Genomic DNA, 19570 nt, shown 5'->3' on the forward strand with positions numbered 1-19570 from the left:
CCACACGCAGAAGATGCCTTCGCGCGTCATATCCAGTATTAGACGCCGTTTCCAGCGCTTATCCCAGAGTCCGGGGCAGATTGCTCACGTGTTACTCACCCGTTCGCCACTAATCCCCCAGGTGCAAGCACCCAGGATCATCGTTCGACTTGCATGTGTTAAGCACGCCGCCAGCGTTCGTCCTGAGCCAGGATCAAACTCTCCGTAAATGTTTTAAACCCACAAACCCTAAAGCCCGTGGAAACACAAACACACAAAACCAACCCAAAGGTCGACCCTGCGCGAGTTTGTCTTGACTAGTTTCGAATGTCTACTGACAATCTGTTCTAATCCAAAGGAATCCCTACACCAACCAAAAAAGTTGATGCCGAGGTTATTTGGCATTTGACATTGTGCACGCTGTTGAGTTCTCAAGGATCGGACACTCCCGGTTTCAGCCTCTCGACCTGCCCCCGGGGCAACTTCTCTACCTTACCACTCGCGCCGACTTTGTCAAGTCGCACACTGCCTGGCCGGTTCGCATGTCAGACATGCTGAGGCTGAGCGGGTGGGAATCGGTCTAAGACCGTTTCTCGGAGTGGGTTTTCCATCCTACAAGCCAGTGGTTCTCTCCTGCAACAGGAGTAGCTCTTCGGCTGTGGATCAGTCCCGCTTGAGGCCGGAAGCTCTACGAGCTTTCCGCACCTTTGGGGTGACGAAGAGTTACTCTACGTGGCGGTCGGCAGGGGGTGCAAATCGCCGGCGTAGACCGGGCGTGTCGGGGCATCCTTTGCCGCGCGCGGTCACTCGACGAAGACGCCGGCCAGGGTCTTCTTGCCTCTGCGCAGCACTGCCACACCGGAGGGAAGAACGTTGCCGGCGATCGTCGCGGCGCCGTCGTCGACTTTGGCGTTGTTGACGTACACGCCACCCTGGACGATGGCCCTGCGCGCCTCGGAGAGACTGGAGGTGAGGCCGGTGTCGACCAGCAACTGGGCTATCGGCGCGTTCGGCGCCGTCGTCGTGTTGGGGAGCTCTCGGAGCGCGGCCTCGAGAGTGGCGGCATCCGTAGTCTCGAGATCGCCGTTGCCGAACAACGCCTCCGCCGCGGCGATCACCGCCTGGGTTGCAGCCTGGCCGTGCACAAGCGTCGTCACCTCGCGGGCGAGCGTGCGTTGCGCCTCCCGCTTGTACGGCTCGTCGGCCACGGCCCGTTCAAGGCGTTCGATCTCGGCGCGAGGGAGGAATGTGAAGACCTTGATCCGGTCGATGACGTCGGCATCTAGCGCGTTGAGCCAGAACTGGTAGAAGGCGTATGGGCTCGTCATGGTCGGATCGAGCCAAACGGCGTTGCCTTCGCTCTTGCCGAACTTGGTTCCGTCGCTATTCGTCACCAGCGGCGTACCGATCGCGTGCACGCTCTCGCCCTCCACGCGGTGGATGAGGTCGGTCCCGCTCGTGAGGTTGCCCCACTGGTCGCTTCCACCCGTCTGCAGCACGCAGCCGTACTGCCGGTAGAGCTCGAGGTAGTCGTAGCCCTGAAGGATCTGGTAGCTGAACTCGGTGTAGCTGATGCCCGCGTCGGAATTCAGTCGTGCGGCGACGGCATCCTTCTTGAGCATGGTCCCCACGCGGTAGTGCTTGCCGACATCGCGCAGGAAGTCGATGGCGGACAGCTGCGCGGTCCAGTCCAGGTTGTTGACGAGACGAACGGCGTTCTCGCCCTCGTCGCTGAGGAACCGGGAGACCTGTTGCTGCAGGCGAGCGACCCAATCGGCGACGGTCTCCTTGGTGTTCAGCGTGCGCTCGGCCGTCGGGCGCGGGTCGCCGATGAGACCCGTCGAGCCCCCCACGAGGCCGAGTGGCTTGTGACCGGCGAGTTGAAGCCGGCGCATGACGATGAGCTGAACGAGGTTGCCCAGGTGCAGGCTCGCCGCGGTCGGGTCGAACCCGCAGTAGTAGGTGATCGGACCGGCGTTCAGCGCTCCTCGGATCGCCTCGGGATCGGTCGAAACGTGCACGTGGCCGCGCCAGACGAGCTCGTCCCAGATGTCGTCGAAACTCGGGTCATTGCTCTGGGTGGAAAGGGCGTCGGCTGGCACGCGACAACAGTAGCAATGCCTCTCGGCTTATATCAGGCGGTCTGAATGCTTGAGGCTTAAGTCGGGTTGAGTTAGGCTTGGGGCCTTATCCAACTGCGGCGGGAGTCGGCATGTTCGTCATCACAGCAGACCAGGTCGACAGCCGTAACCGGCCCGATGTCGTGGAAATCACGAGGCGCGATCTGCAGAAGCGGTTCGCCGACGGCCTTGCCGTCCCCGTCGATCGGAACGCAGGCGACGAGGTCCAAGCCCTCACGGCCAACGCGGACACCGCAATGGGCATCGCGCTCGTGCTCCAGCGAACCGAAGAGTGGAGCATCGGCGTAGGGTGCGGCAGCGTACGTCAACCGCTTCCCGACAGTGCGCGCGCCGCGACAGGGCCCGCGTTCTTCGCGGCACGAGACGCGGTGGCGGCGGCGAAGAAGCGCGGAACCCGGTTCGCTCTACGCAGCGGGGTCGACGCTGAAACGGCGCGGGCATCCGATCTCGAGGCTCTCATCGACCTTCTCCTCGTCATCCGGTCACGGCGCAGTGCGGCGGGGTGGGAACTGTACGACCTGATGCAGCAGGGCCTCACCCAGCGTGACTCGGCCGCCCGGCTGGGAATCAGCGAGCCGGCGGTGAGCTCGCGAGCGAGAGCAGCGGGCATCCATCAGGAGGCCGCCGCCGTCCCCGCGATCGGTAGGCTGTTGCAGGACTTGGACCGCCGCTGCGCCGAAGCCGAAGGAGAGCAATAGATGGCCCTTCCCCTGCTGTATCCGGCCTTCACCTTCATCTACTGGAGCCTCGTCCTCATCGTCATCGGGTTGGGGATCGCCGCCTCCGCGGTCACACTCCGCATCCCTCGGCGCTGGTTGGTCATCGGAGCCGGTGCAACCGTCGTGGTGGGGCTCGTCGCGACCGTCCCGCAGCACGCACACCCCTCGGCGTTGGTCAGTGTCGTGCTCGGCCTCTCCGTGCTCGCGCTCAGCGTGCTCGGCGGAGGCCCCGCCGTGCTCTTCGTGCTCGCCGTGGCGTCGAAGGGCAGCGTGCGCGAAGGGCATCACGGGGGAATCGTGGTCGAGCGAGCGGTGCGGGAGCCCGACGGCGAGATCGTGCAAGGCGAGGTGCTGCGGGGCGGGACCGTCATCGGCGTCTTCGAACGCGTCGCGGCGACGGCGACGATCATGGCCGGCTTCCCCGAAGCCATCGCAGTCATCGTCGCCATCAAGAGCGTCGGACGATTCACCGAACTCGATGTCGCCGAGGTGCGCGAACGGTTCATCATCGGAACGCTCGTGAGCCTGGTGTGGGCCGCCGCCTGCGGTGCATTGTTCCGGTTCGCAATCGGGATGTGAGCCGGCGCGCTCCGGCCTCAGCGCGGTCAGGGACGGCGGCTTCTGCTCGAGGACCTGGGAGGCACCGCCTGATCAACGGATGTCACGGCCCTCGGATGCCGCTTGTACGGCGAGACCGTCGCGTCGCCTGGGATCCAGAACCGCCACGGATAGAGAGACTCGTCACCTCCCGGTCCGCTGATGCCCGTGCGGGGACCGGTCGCGAACGGCGTCACAGGTTCGTCGGAGACCTCGATCGCGAACGGCGGTTGGAAGACATCCGAACCGTTCTCATCGAGACGGATGCCGGCAGCCACCGCTAGCCTCGCCGGCCCCCGTGCCAGGTCGCGGTGAGGAACCGCGCTCCCCCGTCGTCCGCTCGCTCGCCTGTTCAACGCGAGTTCCTCGCCGCTCACGACCTCGGCTCCCCGCAGCAGTACCCCGGAAGCATCACCCTCCGGTGAGCAGACCAGGTTCGCGCACGTGTGCATGCCGTACGTGAAGTAGGCGTAGAGGTGCCCAGGCGGTCCGAACATCACCGCGTTCCGCGCGGTCTTGCCGCGGAAGGCATGCGAACCCGGGTCGGTGCCGTCGCCGAGGTAGGCCTCGACCTCGGTGATGCGGAGCGTGACAGAGCCCTCCGGTGTCTCGTGTGTCAGGTGGGCGCCGAGCAACTCTGGCGCCACCTCCAGGGAGCTGCGCTCGAAGAACGATCTGCGCGGAACGTGCACGTCACACTCCGCCTCTGAATGCGGTGGGCATGCGTCAGAACAGTCGCCCGCCGATGACGAGCGTCGCGACGATCGCGAAGATGACGACGGCTGCCGCAATCACCGCGATCACGGTTGTCGCGCGCCGCCTTCCTCGCATGGTCACACCGCACCCCCTGGGAAGAGCGCACTGGAGAGTACCCGCACGCGCTCCGTCAGGTGCGCCCGCTGTTCGGCCACGCGGTCGGAGGCCGTTCCCCCGATCCCGTTGCGAGATGCGACCGACCCGTCGAGCGACAGGACCGCGCGAACGGCCGGAGTGAGGTGCGGAGAGATCGCTGCGAGCGCATCGTCGTCGACTTCATCGAGTTCCAAGCCGTTCGACTCGGCGTAGGAGACGAGTTGTCCTGTGATCTCGTGGGCGTCGCGGAATGGAACGTGCTGCTTCACGAGCCATTCGGCGACATCGGTGGCAAGCGAATAGCCCTGCGGCGCGAGCGCGCGCATGCGGTCGGTGTGGAAGCGAAGTGTCGCCACCATCCCGGTGAAGGCGGGAAGGAGGATCTCGAGCGTGTCGACCGAGTCGAACACCGGCTCCTTGTCTTCCTGCAGGTCCCGGTTGTATGCCAAGGGCAGCCCCTTGAGCGTAGCCAGTAGCCCGCTGAGGTTGCCGATGAGCCTGCCGGCCTTGCCACGAGCGAGCTCCGCGATGTCCGGGTTCTTCTTCTGCGGCATGATCGACGACCCGGTCGAATACGAGTCGCTCAGCGTGACGAAACCGAACTCCCTCGTGTTCCAGAGGATGATCTCCTCAGCGAACCGGGAGAGATCGACGCCGAGCTGGGCGGTGATGTACGCGAACTCGGCGACGAGGTCCCGAGACGCGGTGCCGTCGATCGAGTTCTCCACCACTGCTGAGAAACCGAGTTCCGAGGCGACGAGTCCGGCGTCCAGGCCGAGCGTGTTCCCGGCGAGCGCGCCCGAACCGTACGGTGAGGCATCCGAGCGGCGGAGCCAGTCCACGATGCGCTCGAGGTCGCGCACGAGCGGCCAGCAGTGGGCGAGCAGGTGGTGGGCGAGCAGCACGGGCTGTGCGTGCTGCAGGTGCGTTCTGCCTGGCATGATGGCGTCGGCGTTCGCTTCTGCCTGCGACGCCAGGGCGTCGATGAGGTCGAGCACGAGGCGCGCCAGTCGCTCCGAATGGTCGCGCAGATAGAGGCGCACGAGCGTGGCGATCTGGTCGTTGCGGCTGCGGCCCGCCCGCAGCTTTCCCCCCAGCTCTGTGCCCGCGCGCTCAACCAGTCCGCGTTCGAGCGCCGAGTGCACGTCTTCGTCGGATGCCTGCGGCAGGAACCCGCCAGAGCGCACGTCGGCGAGCAGCGACTCGAGCGCGTCCGCCATGGCGGCGAGCTCGTCCGGGGTGAGGTACCCGGCCGTGGCAAGTGCCTTCGCGTGCGCGAGGGACCCTGCGATGTCGTAGTCGGCCAGCCGCCAGTCGAACTGGGTGGAGCGGCTCAGCTCCGTCAGCTCGGGCGACGGACCGCCCGCGAACCTGCCGCCCCAGAGAGCGCCGGCCTCTGCCGCGCGGTTGCCGTTCTGCTCGTCAGGCATGCACCACCTCGGTCGCTCTAGACGTGGGCATCATGCCGCGTTCCTCTCCAGCAGCCACGTGAGCAGCGCCTTCTGCGCGTGCAGACGGTTCTCGGCCTCGTCCCAGATGGCGCTCTGCGGACCGTCGATCACCTCCGGGTCGACCTCGTATCCGCGGTCGGCCGGAAGGCAGTGCAGGAAGATGGCGTTCGACTGCGCGAGCCCCATCAGCTCAGGGGTCACCTTGTAGTTCGCCATTGCGGCGATGCGGTGCGCCTTCTCCTCCTCCTTGCCCATCGAGACCCACGTGTCGGTGACGACCACGTCGGCACCCGCCGCGGCCTCGAAAGGATCGGTGTAGAGCGAGACGGATCCGCCCGTGGTGGCGGCGATGGCATCCGCGTCGGAGACGACGACGTCGTGCGGGGCGAACTCGTCGGGCGACGCGACCCGCACGTTCATCCCAGCGACCGCTCCAGCGAGGAGATAGGACTGCGCCATGTTGCTCGCGCCATCACCCAGAAACGTGACCGTGAGGCCGGAGAGCCTGCCGAAGACATCCCTGATGGTCAGGAGGTCGGCGAGGAGCTGGCAGGGGTGGAAGTCGTCGGACAGTGCGTTGACGACCGGCACCGTCGTTCCCTCGGCCATCTCCTCGAGACCGGACTGCGCGTAGGTGCGCCAGACGATCGCCGAAACCATGCGCTCGAGCACGCGAGCTGTGTCGGACGGCGTCTCCTTTCCGCCCAGTTGACTGTTCGCGGTGCTGATGATGAGCGGGCTACCGCCGAGGTCCGCAATGCCCACTGCGAAGGAGACGCGGGTGCGCGTCGACGACTTGTCGAAGATCACGGCGACCGTCTGGGGGCCCGCGAGCGGCTTGCTCCCCCACCTGTCCTCGCGCATCTTGACGGCGAGATCGAGGATCTCCGCCTGTTCTTCGGCGGTGAGGTCATCGTCGCGCAGGAAATGGCGAGTCACTGGTCAGGCTCCCTGTTGCTGATGGTCGTGCGGCTTGTGGTCGAGTTCGGCGAGCGCAGCACGGAAGCGGCGGTCGAATTCTGCGACCTCGTCGTCGCCGATGGTCAGCGGAGGAGCGAGCCGGATGCTCGAGTCGTTGGGGGCATTGATGATGAGGCCGTGCCGGAGTGCGGCTGCCGACAGCTCGTCGGCCACGGGCTCGGACAGACCTACGCCGATCAACAAGCCGGCACCGCGAAGTTCGGCGATCACGGGCGACCCGATGGCGTGGAGCGCCTGGCGGAGTTGAGCGCCACGCACGCGTGCGTTGTCGAGGAGCCCGGCATCCTCGATCTCGGTCAGGACCGCACCGGCGACTGCGGTTGCCAGGGGGTTGCCGCCGAACGTGCTCCCGTGCTGGCCGCGGGTGAACAGGTCGGATGCCCGACCGAACGTGACGAGCGCCCCGATCGGCACTCCGCCCGCCATGCCCTTCGCGACGGTGATGGCATCGGGCAGGATGCCTGCGTTCTGGAACCCGAACCACTCGCCAGTGCGGCCCACACCGGTCTGGATCTCGTCGATGATGAGCAGTGCACCGTGCCGTTGCGTGAGTTCGCGCGCCGCAGCGAGGTATCCATCGGGAAGATCGATCACGCCCGCCTCGCCCTTGATGGGCTCGAGGAACAGCGCAGCCACCGTGTCGTCGATCGACTGCTCGAGGGCCGCGATCGTCGTGTCGATGTGCTCGACGCCGGGGATCATCGGTTCGAACGGCTCCCGCATGTGGGGCTTGCCGGTGAGGGCGAGCGACCCCATCGTCCTGCCGTGGAAGCCGTTGTGCAGCGCCAGGATGCGCGTGCGGGCCTTGCCCGAGTTGGGGTGCGCCGTGTTGAGCCGCGCCAGCTTGAATGCCGCCTCGTTCGCCTCCGTACCCGAGTTGCAGAAGTACACCCGTCCGCTGTCGCCAGCACCGGTAATGCGCAGCAGGCGCTCTGCCAGTGCCACCTGCGGCGGGGTGGCGAAGTAGTTGGAGACGTGTACGAGCTTGGCGGCCTGCTCGGAGATGGCATCCACCAGCACGGGATGGGCGTGCCCGAGCGAGTTCACGGCGATACCGGCGAGGAAGTCCAGGTACTCCTTGCCGTCGACATCCCACACGTAAGCGCCGCGGCCATGGTCGAGCATGACGGCGGGGACGGCAAGCGATCCCATCATCACGTCTCCGAACCGCTCGTGCCAGTTCTGCCGTGCAGGGGCGATGCTCGATGTGTCCGTCACGCGGTCACCTCCGTTCCGCTGCCGCTCGTTGTGAAGAGTTCGAAGAGCAGAGAGTGCTCGTCTCGTCCGTCGATCACAGCCGCCTTCGGCACGCCGGCTTCGACGGCATGCAGGCATGCGGTCATCTTGGGAATCATCCCGGCGTCGAGCGACGGCAGCAGCTCGCGTAGCTCGGCCGCGGAGATGGTGGAGATGAGCGAGTCCCGGTCGGGCCAGTCGCTGTACAGGCCGGGCACATTGGTGAGGATCACCAGTTTGGCGGCGCCCAGCGCGACGGCGAGCGCGGACGCGGCGGCATCCGCGTTGATGTTCAGCGTGCGCCCCGGGACGTCTGCGTCGAGTGCGATGGACGAGACGACCGGGATGCGTCCTGCGTGAAGTTCCGCGAGCACGCCTTCGGGGTTCACGCCGACGATGTCGCCGACGAGTCCGAGATCGACGGGTTGGTTGTCGACCAGGGCCTTGCGGACCCTGCCTTCGAACAGCCGTGCGTCCTCACCCGAGATTCCGGATGCCAGGGCGCCGTGCCGGTTGATGTGGCCGACGATGTCCCGGCTGATCTGGCCGGTCAACACCATGCGGACGACTTCCATGGTCTCCGGCGTTGTGACGCGGTAGCCGCCGCGGAATTCACTGTCGATGCCGAGCCTGTCGAGCATGGCGGAGATCTGCGGGCCCCCGCCGTGCACCACCACCGGGTGGATGCCTGCGTACCGGAGGAACGCGATGTCGTCGGCGAAGGCGCGAACGAGCGTCTCGTCGATCATCGCGTTGCCGCCGAACTTGATGACGATGGTCTTGCCGTTGAACGTCTTCAGCCAGGGCAGCGCCTCGATGAGCACGCCGGCCTTCGCGCCGTGCTCCCGGTTGATCGGCAGTGGCTGAGGCTCCGTGTTGGCTGGGTCGGTCATGATGTCGGCCGCCTAACTCGAGTAGGCGCTGTTCTCGTGCACGTAGTCGTGCGTGAGATCGTTCGTCAGGATCGTGGCCGAGACGTCGCCGGAGTGCAGGTCGATGAGCACGGAGGTGGCCCTCGGGCTCAGATCGACCAGTTCGCGCGGCTGGTCGGGTTCACCAGCCGTGCAGACCTGGACGCCGTTGATGGCGACGTCGATGCCGTACGGGTCGAATCGGGCGTCCGTCGTGCCCACGGCGGCCAGCACGCGACCCCAGTTGGGGTCCTTGCCGAAGATGGCGGCCTTGAACAGGTTGCTGCGGGCTACCGCCCTGCCGACCTTCACTGCATCGTCGTCGTCGGCGGCATGAACAACGTGGATGGCGATGTCGTGGGACGCTCCCTCCGCATCGCCCTGAAGCTGCAGCGCGAGATCCTGGCAGAGGTCGGTGAGCGCCAAGGTGAACTCGTCCCCCGTCGGTGTCACGCCCGAAGCACCTGAGGCCAGCAGCACGACCGTGTCGTTCGTGGACATGCAGCCGTCCGAATCGAGCCGGTCGAACGTGACGCGGGTGGCGGCACGCAGCGACGCGTCGAGCGTCGAGGAGTCGAGCGCGGCATCCGTCGTTATGACCACGAGCATGGTGGCCAGACCGGGGGCGAGCATGCCGGCGCCTTTCGCCATGCCGCCGATGGACCAGCCGTCGCCCGCGACGTGGGCCTGCTTGGGATGCGTATCGGTGGTCATGATCGCCTGCGCGGCTGCCAGCCCACCCGCCTCGTTGCCGTCGAGGACTGCCGCCGCTCTGGCGACGCCCTCGGTCAATGCCTGCCTGTTCAGCTGGTCGCCGATGAGCCCGGTCGAGCAGATGACCACGTCGGCCGCCGACACCCCGAGATGCTCAGCCGCCGCCTCGGCCGTCGCGTGCGCCGTCTGGAATCCCTCGGCGCCCGTGTAGCAGTTGGCTCCGCCCGAGTTGAGCACGATGGCCGAGACGATTCCGTCGGCGGCGGCACGCTCGCTCCACAGCACAGGGTTGGCCTTGCAGCGATTGGAGGTGAACACGGCCGCGGCATTCTGCAGCGGGCCCAGATTGTGCACGACCGCGAGGTCGAGTCCGCCGCTCGACTTGAGCCCCGCCGAGACACCCGTCGCGGCGAATCCTGCTGGTGCCGTGATGCTCACGGTGCCACTCCGTTCACGCTGAGGCCGGTTGTCTCCGGCAGACCGAGCGCGATATTCGCGCACTGGATGGCGGCTCCCGCCGTGCCCTTCACGAGGTTGTCGACGGCGACGATGGCCACCACACGGTTGGCCGCAGCGTCGACTGCCACACCGATGAGCGCGGTGTTCGCGCCGAGCACATCGGAGGTGCGCGGGAACTTGCCGGCGGGAAGGACCTGCACGAACGGCTCGCCGGCGTAGGCGTCGTTCCATGCGGCACGCACCTGCTCGACGGAGATGCCCGGCTTCAGGGGCGCTGAGACCGTGGCCAGAATGCCCCTGGCCATCGGCACGAGCACCGGCGTGAACGAAATGGCCGGGTTCTGCGCACCCGCGAGGCGCAGGTTCTGCAGGATCTCCGGGATGTGCCGATGCGTTCCGCCCACGCCGTATGCAACCGCATTGCCCAGGAGCTCGGACGCGAGATAGGTGGTCTTGAGGTTCTTGCCAGCACCGCTCGGGCCTACGGCCAGCACCGCGACGATGTCGGACTCCTCGACGATGCCCGCCGAGATCGCCGGCGCGATCGCCAGCGAGACCGAACTGGCGTTGCAGCCGGGCGCGGCGATGCGGTTCACTCCGGCGAGGGCATCCCGCTGCTTACCGTCCGGCGTCGGCAGCTCGGGCACGCCGTATGCCCAGGCGCCGGCGTAGTCGCCGCCGTAGAACGCGTTCCAGTCGGACTCGGAGGTGAGTCTGTGGTCAGCGCCGCAGTCGACGACGAGCACGTCGTCGCCCAACTGGGCACTGATGGCACCGGATGCCCCGTGCGGCAGAGCGAGGAACACGACGTCGTGACCTGCGAGGGTCGTGGCATCCGTCTCCTGCAGCGTGAGGTGTGCGAGGGAGCGAAGGTGCGGGTGGTGGTCGATGAGTGGCGACCCAGCGTTGGAGCCTGCTGTCACAGTGCGGATCTCGAACGACGGATGATCGGCCAGAAGTCGCAGGAGCTCGCCTCCCGCATAGCCCGAGGCGCCGGCGACGGCAACCGAATAGGACATGTCTCTACCTTAGGTATTCGATGGGCGATGGTCGGCACGGCGACACCCACGGCTGGTCCGCGCGAAAGCGCGGGCACGTGCGCGTCGCCTAGCTTCGGCGCGCGCCCAGGCGTCGGCGCACGGCACGGGTCGAGAAGACCTGTGCGAGAGCGATGCGCCGAACGTGAGACATGGCGGTCAGCTTAGCCTCCGTTTGCACGGCGACGCCAATCGGGGCGTCGCGCACCGACATCCCTGCCATCGCACGGTCTACTCCCTCACGGCGGCGCCGAACCTGTCGCCGGCAAGCCGCGCTCCGGCGAGTTTGGCGTCGCTCGCCTCCGCCGCCGTCAGCGTTCTGTCCTGCGCCCTGAACCGCAGAGTGAACGTGATGCTCTTGGTGCCATCGGGGATGCCTGGACCGCGATAGTCGTCGACCACCCGAGCATCCTCCAGTAGCTCGCCAGCGCCCTCGACGACGACCGCGAGCACGTCGCCCGCCGGGATCGCGCTGTCCACGACGAGTGAGAGGTCTTGCGTCGCCACTGGGAACGAGGAGATGGGCACCACCTCGATGGTGCGCCCAGAAGCGGCGAGCAGCCTGTCGAGGTCGAGCTCGAGAACGCCGACGACGCGCGGAAGATCGGCATCTTCTGCGACGCTCGGGAGCAACTCGCCCGCGTAGCCGACCGGCTCCCCGTCGAGCAGCACTTCTGCGGTTCGACCGGGGTGCAGTGCCTTGTGGGCGCCTTGGCGAACGGTCAATGACACACCGAGCGCGGTCTCGAGCGTGCGCACGGCCACGAGCGCGTCCGCGATGCTTGCCTGCACTGCGGCAAGGCCGGGCTGTCTCGGGGTGGACTCGCCCGTGAAGACGGCCCCGACCATGCGCGGCTGACGAGGTATGCCCGCCTCGAGCTCGTCGAGGGTCGCCGGCTCGGGCCGAGCGGCACCCGGCGGCAGCTGCGCGGTACCCGTGACCGCGCCGTGCGGGCGGAAGACGAGGCCGATCTCGAACACGGCCAGGTCCGTGAGTCCGCGGGACCTGTTGCGCTTCGCGGTGTCGATCAGGCCCGGCAGGAGCGACGTGCGCAGGAACGGCACTGAGGCATCCAGTGCGTTCGCAAGACGCACCGACGGGACGGCCTCGTCGCGGGGCGAGCCGAACAGGTCGTTCTGTGCCTGCGTGACGAACGGGTACACGAGCACCTCGCTGAGACCGGAGGCGGCAAGCGCCGTAGCGGCCTGCCTGCGCAGGTGCTGTGCTCGCGTCAAACCGCGTCCTGGCGGAGCGACAGGCAGCACCGAGGGGATGCGGTCGTACCCGACGATGCGGGCCACCTCTTCGGCCAGGTCGGCCTCGTCGAGGAGGTCGGGGCGCCAGCTCGGGGGCGTGACGATGAGTCCGGCCTCCGTCTGCTCGATCGTGCCGCCGATCTCGGCGAGCGTCGACCGCACCTCGTCGTCGCTGTACTCGACGCCCACGAGGGTGCCGACGTACCCGTGCGGGAGCAGGATGGGCGTGCGCGACGCGTCGGCACGATGCGCCGAGCCCAGTTCGTCCGCGTGCCCGCCGCCGAGCTGCTCGAGCAGCTGTACGACGCGCGCCGCCGCCGCCGGCGCGACCTCGGGATCGACCCCCCGTTCGAAGCGACGCGACGCCTCGCTGGGAAGCTTGTGCCTGCGTGCGGTGCGTGCAATGGACACCGGGTCGAAGTTCGCGGCCTCGATCAGAACGTCCGTGGTCGTGTCGCCCACCTCGGTGTTCGCACCGCCCATCACACCCGCGAGGCCGATCGGACCCGAGTCGTCGGTGATGAGCAGATCTTCCGGATCGAGCACGCGCGCCTGTCCATCGAGCGTCTCCAGCTTCTCCCCCTGCTTGGCACGGCGCACCGTGATGCCGCCGGTGAGCTTCGTGAGATCGTATGCGTGGATCGGCTGCCCGAGCTCGAGCATCACGTAATTGGTGACGTCGACGATGAGCGAGACCGAACGGATGCCGGCGAGCACGAGCCGCGCGATCATCCAGGCCGGCGTCGGCGCGGCCGGATCGATGCCTCGTACGGTTCGGGTGATGAAGACGCTCGCACCGGCGCGACCCCTGATGGGCGCCTGGTCGTCGATTTGCACCCGGAATCCGGTGCCGTCGACCGGCTCCACCGCTGCGGCCGGGTCGCGGAACGCGGCACCTGTGGAGTGCGCATACTCGCGGGCGATGCCGCGGATGGACAGCGCATATCCCCTGTCGGGCGTGACGTTGACCTCCACAGCCGCGTCGTTCAGACCGAGCAGCGCGATGGCATCCGTACCCACAGGCGCGTCGATGCCGAGCTCCGCAAGGCGCAGGATGCCGTTGTGCTCGTCGCCGAGTCCGAGCTCGCGTGCCGAGGCGATCATGCCGTCGGAGACGTGACCGTAGGTCTTGCGAGCCGCGATGGGGAAGGGTCCGGGCAGGACGGACCCAGGCAGTGTCACCACTACCTTGTCGCCGACGAAGAAGTTGCGGGCGCCGCACACGATGCCGCGCACTGCATCTCCCCCGCTTTCGCCAGGCTGCGTCGAAACGCCCGCAGTCTGTTCGCCGTCCGGTGCGACGCGCACCTGACACCAGCGGATGGTCTTGCCGTTGGTCTGCGGCTCCTCGACGAAGTCCAGCACCTCGCCAACGACGACGGGCCCCGAGATGTCGAAGCGGTGGATTTCTTCCTCTTCGAGTCCGATCTTGACGAGCGCGGCGTGCACGTCCTCCGGGGTCGAGCCGGGGATCACGTCGACGTACTCGGCGAGCCAGCTGAGTGGGATCCTCACCTCACACCACCATTCCGAACTGCTGCGAGAAGCGCACGTCGCCCTCGATCATGTCGCGCATATCGTTGAGCCCGTTCCGGAACTGCAGCGTGCGCTCGATGCCCATGCCGAAGGCGAAGCCGGTGTAGACATCCGGGTCGATGCCTGCCGAGCGAAGCACGTTGCGGTTCACCATGCCGCAACCGCCCCACTCGATCCACCGGGCGCCACCCTTCGCTCCTGGATGCCATACATCCATCTCGGCGCTGGGCTCCGTGAACGGGAAGTAGTTGGGGCGCAGGCGAATCCTGGCCTCCTCGCCGAACATGGCGCGCGCGAAGTGCTCGAGAGTTCCACGCAGGTGGGCCATCGTGAGCCCCTTGTCGACCGCGATGCCCTCCACCTGGCTGAACACGGGGGTGTGCGTCGAGTCGAGTTCGTCCGTGCGATAGACGCGGCCGGGTGCCACGACGTAGACCGGCAACTCACGACCCAGTAGTGCGCGTACCTGCACGGGCGACGTGTGGGTGCGAAGCACGAGGTGCGCCTCCGGCGGCTCGACGAAGAACGTGTCTTGCAGCGCTCGTGCGGGGTGGTCCGGTGCGAAGTTCAACGCGTCGAAGTTGAACCACTCGCTCTCGAGTTCCGGCCCTTCGGCGACCTCCCACCCCATGCCTACGAAGATGTCGGCGATGCGCTCCTGCAGCAGCGACAGCGGATGCCTCGCCCCCGCCCGCCCAGGCAGGGGCACCTCGGTCACGTCGACGGCCTCCTCGGCCAGCCGTTCGGCGTTCTCGGCTTCAGCGAGAACGACCTCCTTCGCGGCGAACGCCTGGTTCACGCGGCCGCGGGCTTGCCCGACGAGCTTGCCCAGCGATGCCTTCTGGTCGGCGGGAACGTCGCGCAGGCCTGCGTTGAGCCTGGCGAGCGTCGAGTGCTCGCCGGCGTGGGCGGTGCGGGCCGCCTTCAACTCCGCGAGACCGGCGGCGGCATCCACGGCGGCCAGGGCCGCGTCGACCGCCGATTGCACCGCGGATTCGGTGATCTGGATGGGTTCTGGCACGATGAGCAAGTCTACGGGAGCGGCGGCCGCCGACCGGCCGGGCGCCGCGTCAGCTGCGCTGCGCGAACGCGGACTCGTAAAGGCAGACGGACGCCGCCGTCGCCAGGTTCATCGACTCGGCATGCCCGTAGATCGGCACAGTGATCACTCGGTCCACGAGTGCCACGGCGTCCTCGGAGAGCCCATGCGCCTCATTCCCGAACACCCACGCCGTCGGCAGGGCCAGTTCCCCGCTCGTTCGCGCCACCAACAGGTCGTCTCCCGACATGTCGGCGGCGATCACGTGCAGGCCGCTTGACCGCGCGCGGGCCAGCACCTCGTCGATCGTTGCGCCGACGGCGATGGGCAGGTGGAACAACGACCCGGTCGTGGAGCGCACCACCTTCGGGTTGTACAGGTCCACAGTGTGGCCCGAGAAGACGACGGCATCGGCGCCCGCAGAGTCGGCGGCACGGATGATCGTGCCCGCGTTCCCCGGATCCCGCACCTCCTCCAGCACCGCGACCAGCTTCGGCTTCGCCTCGAACAGCGTGTCGAGCGAGACCGGGAACTGCCGGCAGACCGCGACGAACCCCTGTGGGGTGACCGTGTCGGCCATCGATTCGAGAACCTGCTCGGTGACCAGCTCGGTGCGAGCACCGGTTCGCGAGGCGAGGGAGGCCACGTCGTCGTGCTTGCGGAAGGCACGCTCGGTGGCGAACAGCTCGACCACGAGTTCCGGGCGCCAGGTGAGCGCTTCGCGCGCTGCCTGAGGTCCCTCGAGCAGGAAGGTTCCCGTGTCGGCGCGAGCGGACTTCTTCGCCAGTTTGGCCACAGCACGAACCCGAGGGGATCGGGGGTTGTCGAGCACGGCTTCAGTCTAGGGGCGCCATGTGCGTCGCCCCGTCGAAGAAGAAGCGGATGCCGCTCTTTCGATGCCCGTAAATACGGAAACGGCCCGCACCCAGAGGATGCGGGCCGTTCCTTGCTTATGACTAGGCCGCGTCGGCGTGCGGAGCCGAGGTGTCGGCCGGCAGCGCCTTCTTCGCGGTCTCGACGAGCGAGGCGAACGTGGCCGGCTCGTTCACTGCGAGCTCGGCCAGGATGCGACGATCCACCTCGACGCCGGCCAGGCTGAGGCCCTGGATGAAGCGGTTGTAGGTGAGGCCGTTCTGGCGGCTCGCGGCGTTGATGCGCTGGATCCACAGGCGACGGAAGTCGCCCTTGCGGGCACGGCGGTCACGGTAGCTGTAGACCAGCGAGTGGGTGACCTGCTCCTTGGCCTTTCGGTAGAGGCGCGACCGCTGACCGCGGTAACCCTCGGCGCGCTCGAGGATGACCCGACGCTTCTTGTGGGCGTTGACGGCCCTCTTCACTCTTGCCATTGCTCTTGTTTCCTTCTCGCGTCGTGTCGGCTTACTTGCCGAGGAGCTTCTTGGCGACCTTGGCGTCGACAGCCGGGAGCACCTGGTCCTGGTTCAGACGACGTGTGCGGCGGCTGGTCTTCAACTCCAGGTGGTGGCGCATTCCTGCCTGCTGCTTCATCACCTTGCCGCTGCCGGTGAGCTTGAAACGCTTCTTGGCCCCTGAGTGGGTCTTCTGCTTGGGCATTATTTCTCCTCATCGGTGGCGGAGGGGATTTCCGCCTCGGTGGCCGGCTCGTCCGGTCGCTGCTGGGAGCGGGCGCGGTTCGCGGCACGTTGTGCATTTGCCTCGGCCTTGGCCTCGGACTTGTTCTTCAGAGGGCCGATCACCATGACCATGTTGCGGCCGTCGATGGTCGGGGTCGATTCGACTGAACCGAACTCCGCCACGTCTTCGGCGAACCGCTGCAGCAAGCGCACACCCTGCTCGGGTCGGGACTGCTCGCGTCCGCGGAACAGGATCATGGCTTTGACCTTGTCGCCGGACTTGAGGAAGCCCTCAGCGCGCTTGCGCTTCGTCTCGTAGTCGTGTTTGTCGATCTTGAGGCGGAACCGCACCTCTTTCAGCACGGTGTTCGCCTGGTTGCGCCTGGCCTCTTTGGCCTTCTGCGCAGCCTCGTACTTGAACTTGCCGTAATCCATGATCTTGGCCACGGGAGGCTTCGAGTTCGGAGCCACCTCGACGAGGTCCATGTCGGCTTCCTGAGCGAGGCGAATGGCGACGTCGATTTTGACGACGCCGATCTGCTCTCCGCTCGGGCCGACGAGGCGAACCTCCGGCACGCGGATACGGTCATTGGTACGGGGATCGCTGATGCGTGTCTCCTCTGATCGAACGTTGCTGTGTAGGCATCCGCGGCGGTACCGCAGATGATCAGCAGAGGTCTCACACACGTTCGATCCGTGCTCGCGCACGGCCGCGCATCCCGCACCCTTTTCGTCAACCTTGGCGATTTTCATCGCTTCGGCGGAGTGCGTAACGACCCGGTAACCTGGTGAAACGGTCAATCGCGGGTGGGAGAATCTCCACTTTTGCTTTCAGGGCATGGTGCTCCGAAAGCCCGACACAGTCTAGCAGACGCCTGGCCGCGCGCCGAATCGGCCGTCCCCACCCTCCTTCACCCCTGCCGCGGAGGCACCATGTCCGATCAGCACACCCACCGGTTCTCAGACGACGTTTCGGATGCAGCCCTGCCCGACGCGGAGCTGGACGCCGAAGCCGCGGCGATCGCCGACGCCACCCGAGACATCGCGGACGTGCCCGCCGTCGAGGTGATCACGACCACGGCCGTGCACCTGATGAGCGCCGCCGCCGTGAAGTGCGGACTTGCGGATGACCCGGCATCCCAGACCGACCTCGACGAAGCACGCAAACTGATCGACGCGCTGGCCGGCCTTGTCACGGCGAGCGCTCAGCACATCGGCGATCAGCATGCGAGGAGCCTTCGCGACGGCCTGCGCAGCCTGCAGCTGGCGTTCCGCGAGACATCCGCCATCCCGGATGCGCCAGGCGCCGGCCCGGGAGAGAAGTACACCGGACCGGTGAGCTGACGGGCCCGGTACTGCCCCCCTCAGTGCTGACGGGCTCGGTGCTGACGGTCTCAGTGCTGACGGGCTCAGTGCTGGCCGACTCAGTGATGACCGGCCCAGTGCGAATCGGCTTCAGGTGCTGACGAGGCGCAAGGTCATGGAGTCGACCCGCTCCGCGATCGTCTCCGACGCGGCCCACGCGGAGGTGAGCCGCCGGACGACGCCCGCGAGCGCATCCTGATCCAGTCCCGTCTTGAGCGCGAGCCTCACCTCGACCTCCGGCCCCTGCAGACGACAGGTGGGATCGCCGTTCGCGAGCGCAACGGCCGCCACCGATTCCTCTGCTTCGCATGCCGACGAGAATTCCGCCAGCAGCGCTTCATCCGTCCATGGCGGCGTCCATGGTTCGCCCGTCGCCAGAGCCTTCAGCACAGGGCGACGCAGCACGAACTCGGTCGGTGAGGTGGGATCGACGACGACGAGTTCTGTCTGCTCGCCGGCAGCGGCAAGCGCGATCCGCGGTCCGACGGCGGGAACCGGTCTCGCGTGCGGGTTCCAGGCGGACATGGTCTGCACGCTCGAGAATGCAGGAAGCACGGCTCGCCCGTCAGGTGCTCGGACCGTGGCGATCGACAGCTCCTGCGTCTTGTCGACAGTGCGCCCATCCGGGGTCTCGCCGAGCTCACCGGCGTGAGCGAGCAGCGGCACGAGCAGTCGTGCGCCCCTCACCGCCTCGACCACAGGGACCTGATCGTCCGAACCGGTCGAGAACTCCGTCAGCGCCGCCAGCAGCGCGGGATCGGCCGAGCCGTCGTCGCTCGTGTCCGCATCATGTTCGAACCTTCTTCCCTCCCAGGGGAACCCGGCGGAATCCGCGCGGTCGCTCGATCCGAAGCGATGCGCGCCGCGCGAGTCGCCTGGCTCAGCGCCTGGCAATGTCCAACGCCTCAGCGAGGGTGAAGGCACCGGAGTACAAAGCCTTGCCGACGATCGCGCCCTCAACGCCGAGCGGCACCAACTCCCGCAACGCTGCGATGTCGTCGAGGCTCGAGATGCCGCCGGATGCCACGACGGGGCGATCCGTTCGACGCGCCACCTCGCGCAGCAATTCGAGGTTCGGGCCGCGCAGAGTGCCGTCCTTCGTGACGTCCGTGACGACGTAGCGCGCGCATCCGGCATCCTCCAGCCGCGCCAGGACCTCCCACAGGTCGCCGCCCTCTCGCGTCCAGCCGCGCGCGGCGAGCGTCGTACCGCGTACGTCGAGGCCTACGGCGACGGCTTCCCCGTGGCGGGAGATGACGTCGGCCGCCCACTGCGGGTTCTCGAGCGCCGCTGTTCCGAGGTTGACGCGCTTGGCGCCGAGGTTCAGCGCGCGCTCGAGCGACTCGTCGTCACGGATGCCACCGGACAGCTCGATCTTCACGTCACGTCGCGAGCGCATGACTGCTTTGAGCACGTCCCGGTTGTCTCCGCGGCCGAACGCGGCGTCGAGGTCGACCAGGTGGATCCATTCAGCGCCCTGGTCAGCCCATTCCGCCGCGGCGTCGACAGGGTCGCCATAGCTCGTCTCGCTGCCGGCCTCCCCCTGGGTCAGGCGCACAGCCTTGCCGTCTGCGACGTCGACTGCCGGGAGCAGAACGAGTTCTGGCGTGTCGGTGATAGGGCTCATCTGTGGCGGCTCTTTCGGTGAGTGCTTCGGTGGTTCGTTATAAGAGTCAACTTCGTGGTTCGGGCGCGTCGTCGCAC

The 19570-nt window shown here is 67.1% G+C and carries 19 protein-coding genes and 1 rRNA gene; 3 read left to right on the plus strand and 17 right to left on the minus strand.

From position 1 onward, the window contains the following. Together ACO2Q7_RS14975 and tyrS are read right to left on the minus strand one after the other, a co-directional pair. Nucleotides 1-209 (minus strand): 16S ribosomal RNA (locus ACO2Q7_RS14975); the annotation flags it as partial. 573 nt (nucleotides 210-782) lie between these two features. Continuing rightward, the gene (gene tyrS, locus ACO2Q7_RS14980) at nucleotides 783-2081 is read right to left on the minus strand and encodes a tyrosine--tRNA ligase (RefSeq protein ID WP_423356517.1); all 1299 of its coding nucleotides are present in this window, start codon (nucleotides 2079-2081) and stop codon (nucleotides 783-785) included. Between the two features lie 110 nt (nucleotides 2082-2191). On the opposite strand from tyrS, the gene ACO2Q7_RS14985 reads away from it, so the two are divergent. Together ACO2Q7_RS14985 and ACO2Q7_RS14990 are read left to right on the plus strand one after the other, a co-directional pair. Further along, on the plus strand, nucleotides 2192-2818 hold the full coding sequence (locus ACO2Q7_RS14985; RefSeq protein ID WP_423356518.1) for a DNA-binding protein: 627 nt from the start codon (nucleotides 2192-2194) through the stop codon (nucleotides 2816-2818). Further along, a complete protein-coding gene (locus tag ACO2Q7_RS14990; RefSeq protein ID WP_423356519.1) occupies nucleotides 2819-3418 on the plus strand; it encodes a hypothetical protein in 600 nt (199 codons plus the stop codon). Between the two features lie 26 nt (nucleotides 3419-3444). Here ACO2Q7_RS14990 and ACO2Q7_RS14995 read toward each other — a convergent pair whose 3' ends face one another. From ACO2Q7_RS14995 to infC, 13 genes are all read right to left on the minus strand, one after another. Then, on the minus strand, nucleotides 3445-4128 hold the full coding sequence (locus tag ACO2Q7_RS14995; RefSeq protein WP_423356520.1) for a DNA-3-methyladenine glycosylase: 684 nt from the start codon (nucleotides 4126-4128) through the stop codon (nucleotides 3445-3447). Nucleotides 4129-4269: 141 nt separating this feature from the next. Next, nucleotides 4270-5718 carry an argininosuccinate lyase gene (gene argH / locus ACO2Q7_RS15000; RefSeq protein ID WP_423356521.1) on the minus strand — a complete coding sequence of 483 codons (1449 nt, stop codon included), beginning with the start codon at nucleotides 5716-5718 and terminating at the stop codon, nucleotides 4270-4272. 30 nt (nucleotides 5719-5748) lie between these two features. Continuing rightward, nucleotides 5749-6678 (minus strand): ornithine carbamoyltransferase, encoded by a 930-nt coding sequence (gene argF / locus ACO2Q7_RS15005; protein WP_423356522.1) that lies wholly within the window; start codon nucleotides 6676-6678, stop codon nucleotides 5749-5751. A 3-nt stretch (nucleotides 6679-6681) separates the two neighbouring features. After that, nucleotides 6682-7938 (minus strand): acetylornithine transaminase, encoded by a 1257-nt coding sequence (locus ACO2Q7_RS15010; RefSeq protein WP_423356523.1) that lies wholly within the window; start codon nucleotides 7936-7938, stop codon nucleotides 6682-6684. Next, the gene (argB, locus tag ACO2Q7_RS15015) at nucleotides 7935-8849 is read right to left on the minus strand and encodes an acetylglutamate kinase (RefSeq protein WP_423356524.1); all 915 of its coding nucleotides are present in this window, start codon (nucleotides 8847-8849) and stop codon (nucleotides 7935-7937) included. The genes ACO2Q7_RS15010 and argB overlap by 4 nt, the downstream gene beginning before the upstream one ends. Nucleotides 8850-8861: 12 nt before the next feature. Then, nucleotides 8862-10019: a bifunctional glutamate N-acetyltransferase/amino-acid acetyltransferase ArgJ gene (gene argJ, locus ACO2Q7_RS15020; RefSeq protein ID WP_423356525.1), complete on the minus strand. Its 1158-nt coding sequence runs from the start codon at nucleotides 10017-10019 to the stop codon at nucleotides 8862-8864. Then, nucleotides 10016-11059 carry an N-acetyl-gamma-glutamyl-phosphate reductase gene (gene argC / locus ACO2Q7_RS15025; RefSeq protein WP_423356526.1) on the minus strand — a complete coding sequence of 348 codons (1044 nt, stop codon included), beginning with the start codon at nucleotides 11057-11059 and terminating at the stop codon, nucleotides 10016-10018. Before argC ends, argJ begins: the two co-directional genes overlap by 4 nt. Nucleotides 11060-11308: 249 nt before the next feature. Then, on the minus strand, nucleotides 11309-13849 hold the full coding sequence (gene pheT, locus ACO2Q7_RS15030) for a phenylalanine--tRNA ligase subunit beta (protein ID WP_423356527.1): 2541 nt from the start codon (nucleotides 13847-13849) through the stop codon (nucleotides 11309-11311). A 1-nt stretch (nucleotide 13850) separates the two neighbouring features. Then, nucleotides 13851-14891 (minus strand): phenylalanine--tRNA ligase subunit alpha, encoded by a 1041-nt coding sequence (gene pheS, locus ACO2Q7_RS15035; RefSeq protein ID WP_423356528.1) that lies wholly within the window; start codon nucleotides 14889-14891, stop codon nucleotides 13851-13853. 49 nt (nucleotides 14892-14940) lie between these two features. Further along, nucleotides 14941-15741 carry a TrmH family RNA methyltransferase gene (locus ACO2Q7_RS15040; RefSeq protein WP_423356529.1) on the minus strand — a complete coding sequence of 267 codons (801 nt, stop codon included), beginning with the start codon at nucleotides 15739-15741 and terminating at the stop codon, nucleotides 14941-14943. Nucleotides 15742-15865: 124 nt separating this feature from the next. After that, nucleotides 15866-16255, minus strand: coding sequence for a 50S ribosomal protein L20 (gene rplT / locus ACO2Q7_RS15045; RefSeq protein ID WP_423356530.1), 390 nt, complete (start codon nucleotides 16253-16255; stop codon nucleotides 15866-15868). Nucleotides 16256-16286: 31 nt separating this feature from the next. Continuing rightward, nucleotides 16287-16481, minus strand: a complete 195-nt coding sequence (rpmI, locus tag ACO2Q7_RS15050) for a 50S ribosomal protein L35 (protein ID WP_423356531.1) — start codon at nucleotides 16479-16481, stop codon at nucleotides 16287-16289. Further along, entirely contained in the window at nucleotides 16481-17110 is a 630-nt protein-coding gene (gene infC, locus ACO2Q7_RS15055) for a translation initiation factor IF-3 (protein WP_423356910.1), read from the minus strand. The genes rpmI and infC overlap by 1 nt, the downstream gene beginning before the upstream one ends. Before the next feature lie 324 nt (nucleotides 17111-17434). Between infC and ACO2Q7_RS15060 the strand changes: the two genes are divergently transcribed. Next, a complete protein-coding gene (locus ACO2Q7_RS15060) occupies nucleotides 17435-17845 on the plus strand; it encodes a DUF1844 domain-containing protein (protein ID WP_423356532.1) in 411 nt (136 codons plus the stop codon). 111 nt (nucleotides 17846-17956) lie between these two features. Here the strand turns inward: ACO2Q7_RS15060 and ACO2Q7_RS15065 are convergent, their stop codons facing one another. Both ACO2Q7_RS15065 and priA read right to left on the minus strand, forming a co-directional pair. Continuing rightward, nucleotides 17957-18760, minus strand: coding sequence for an SseB family protein (locus ACO2Q7_RS15065; protein ID WP_423356533.1), 804 nt, complete (start codon nucleotides 18758-18760; stop codon nucleotides 17957-17959). Beyond that, entirely contained in the window at nucleotides 18747-19493 is a 747-nt protein-coding gene (gene priA / locus ACO2Q7_RS15070; protein ID WP_423356534.1) for a bifunctional 1-(5-phosphoribosyl)-5-((5-phosphoribosylamino)methylideneamino)imidazole-4-carboxamide isomerase/phosphoribosylanthranilate isomerase PriA, read from the minus strand. The genes ACO2Q7_RS15065 and priA overlap by 14 nt, the downstream gene beginning before the upstream one ends. Nucleotides 19494-19570 lie beyond the last annotated feature (77 nt).

It is taken from the genome of Rathayibacter sp. KR2-224 (assembly GCF_049446075.1).
Lineage (GTDB): Bacteria > Actinomycetota > Actinomycetes > Actinomycetales > Microbacteriaceae > Humibacter.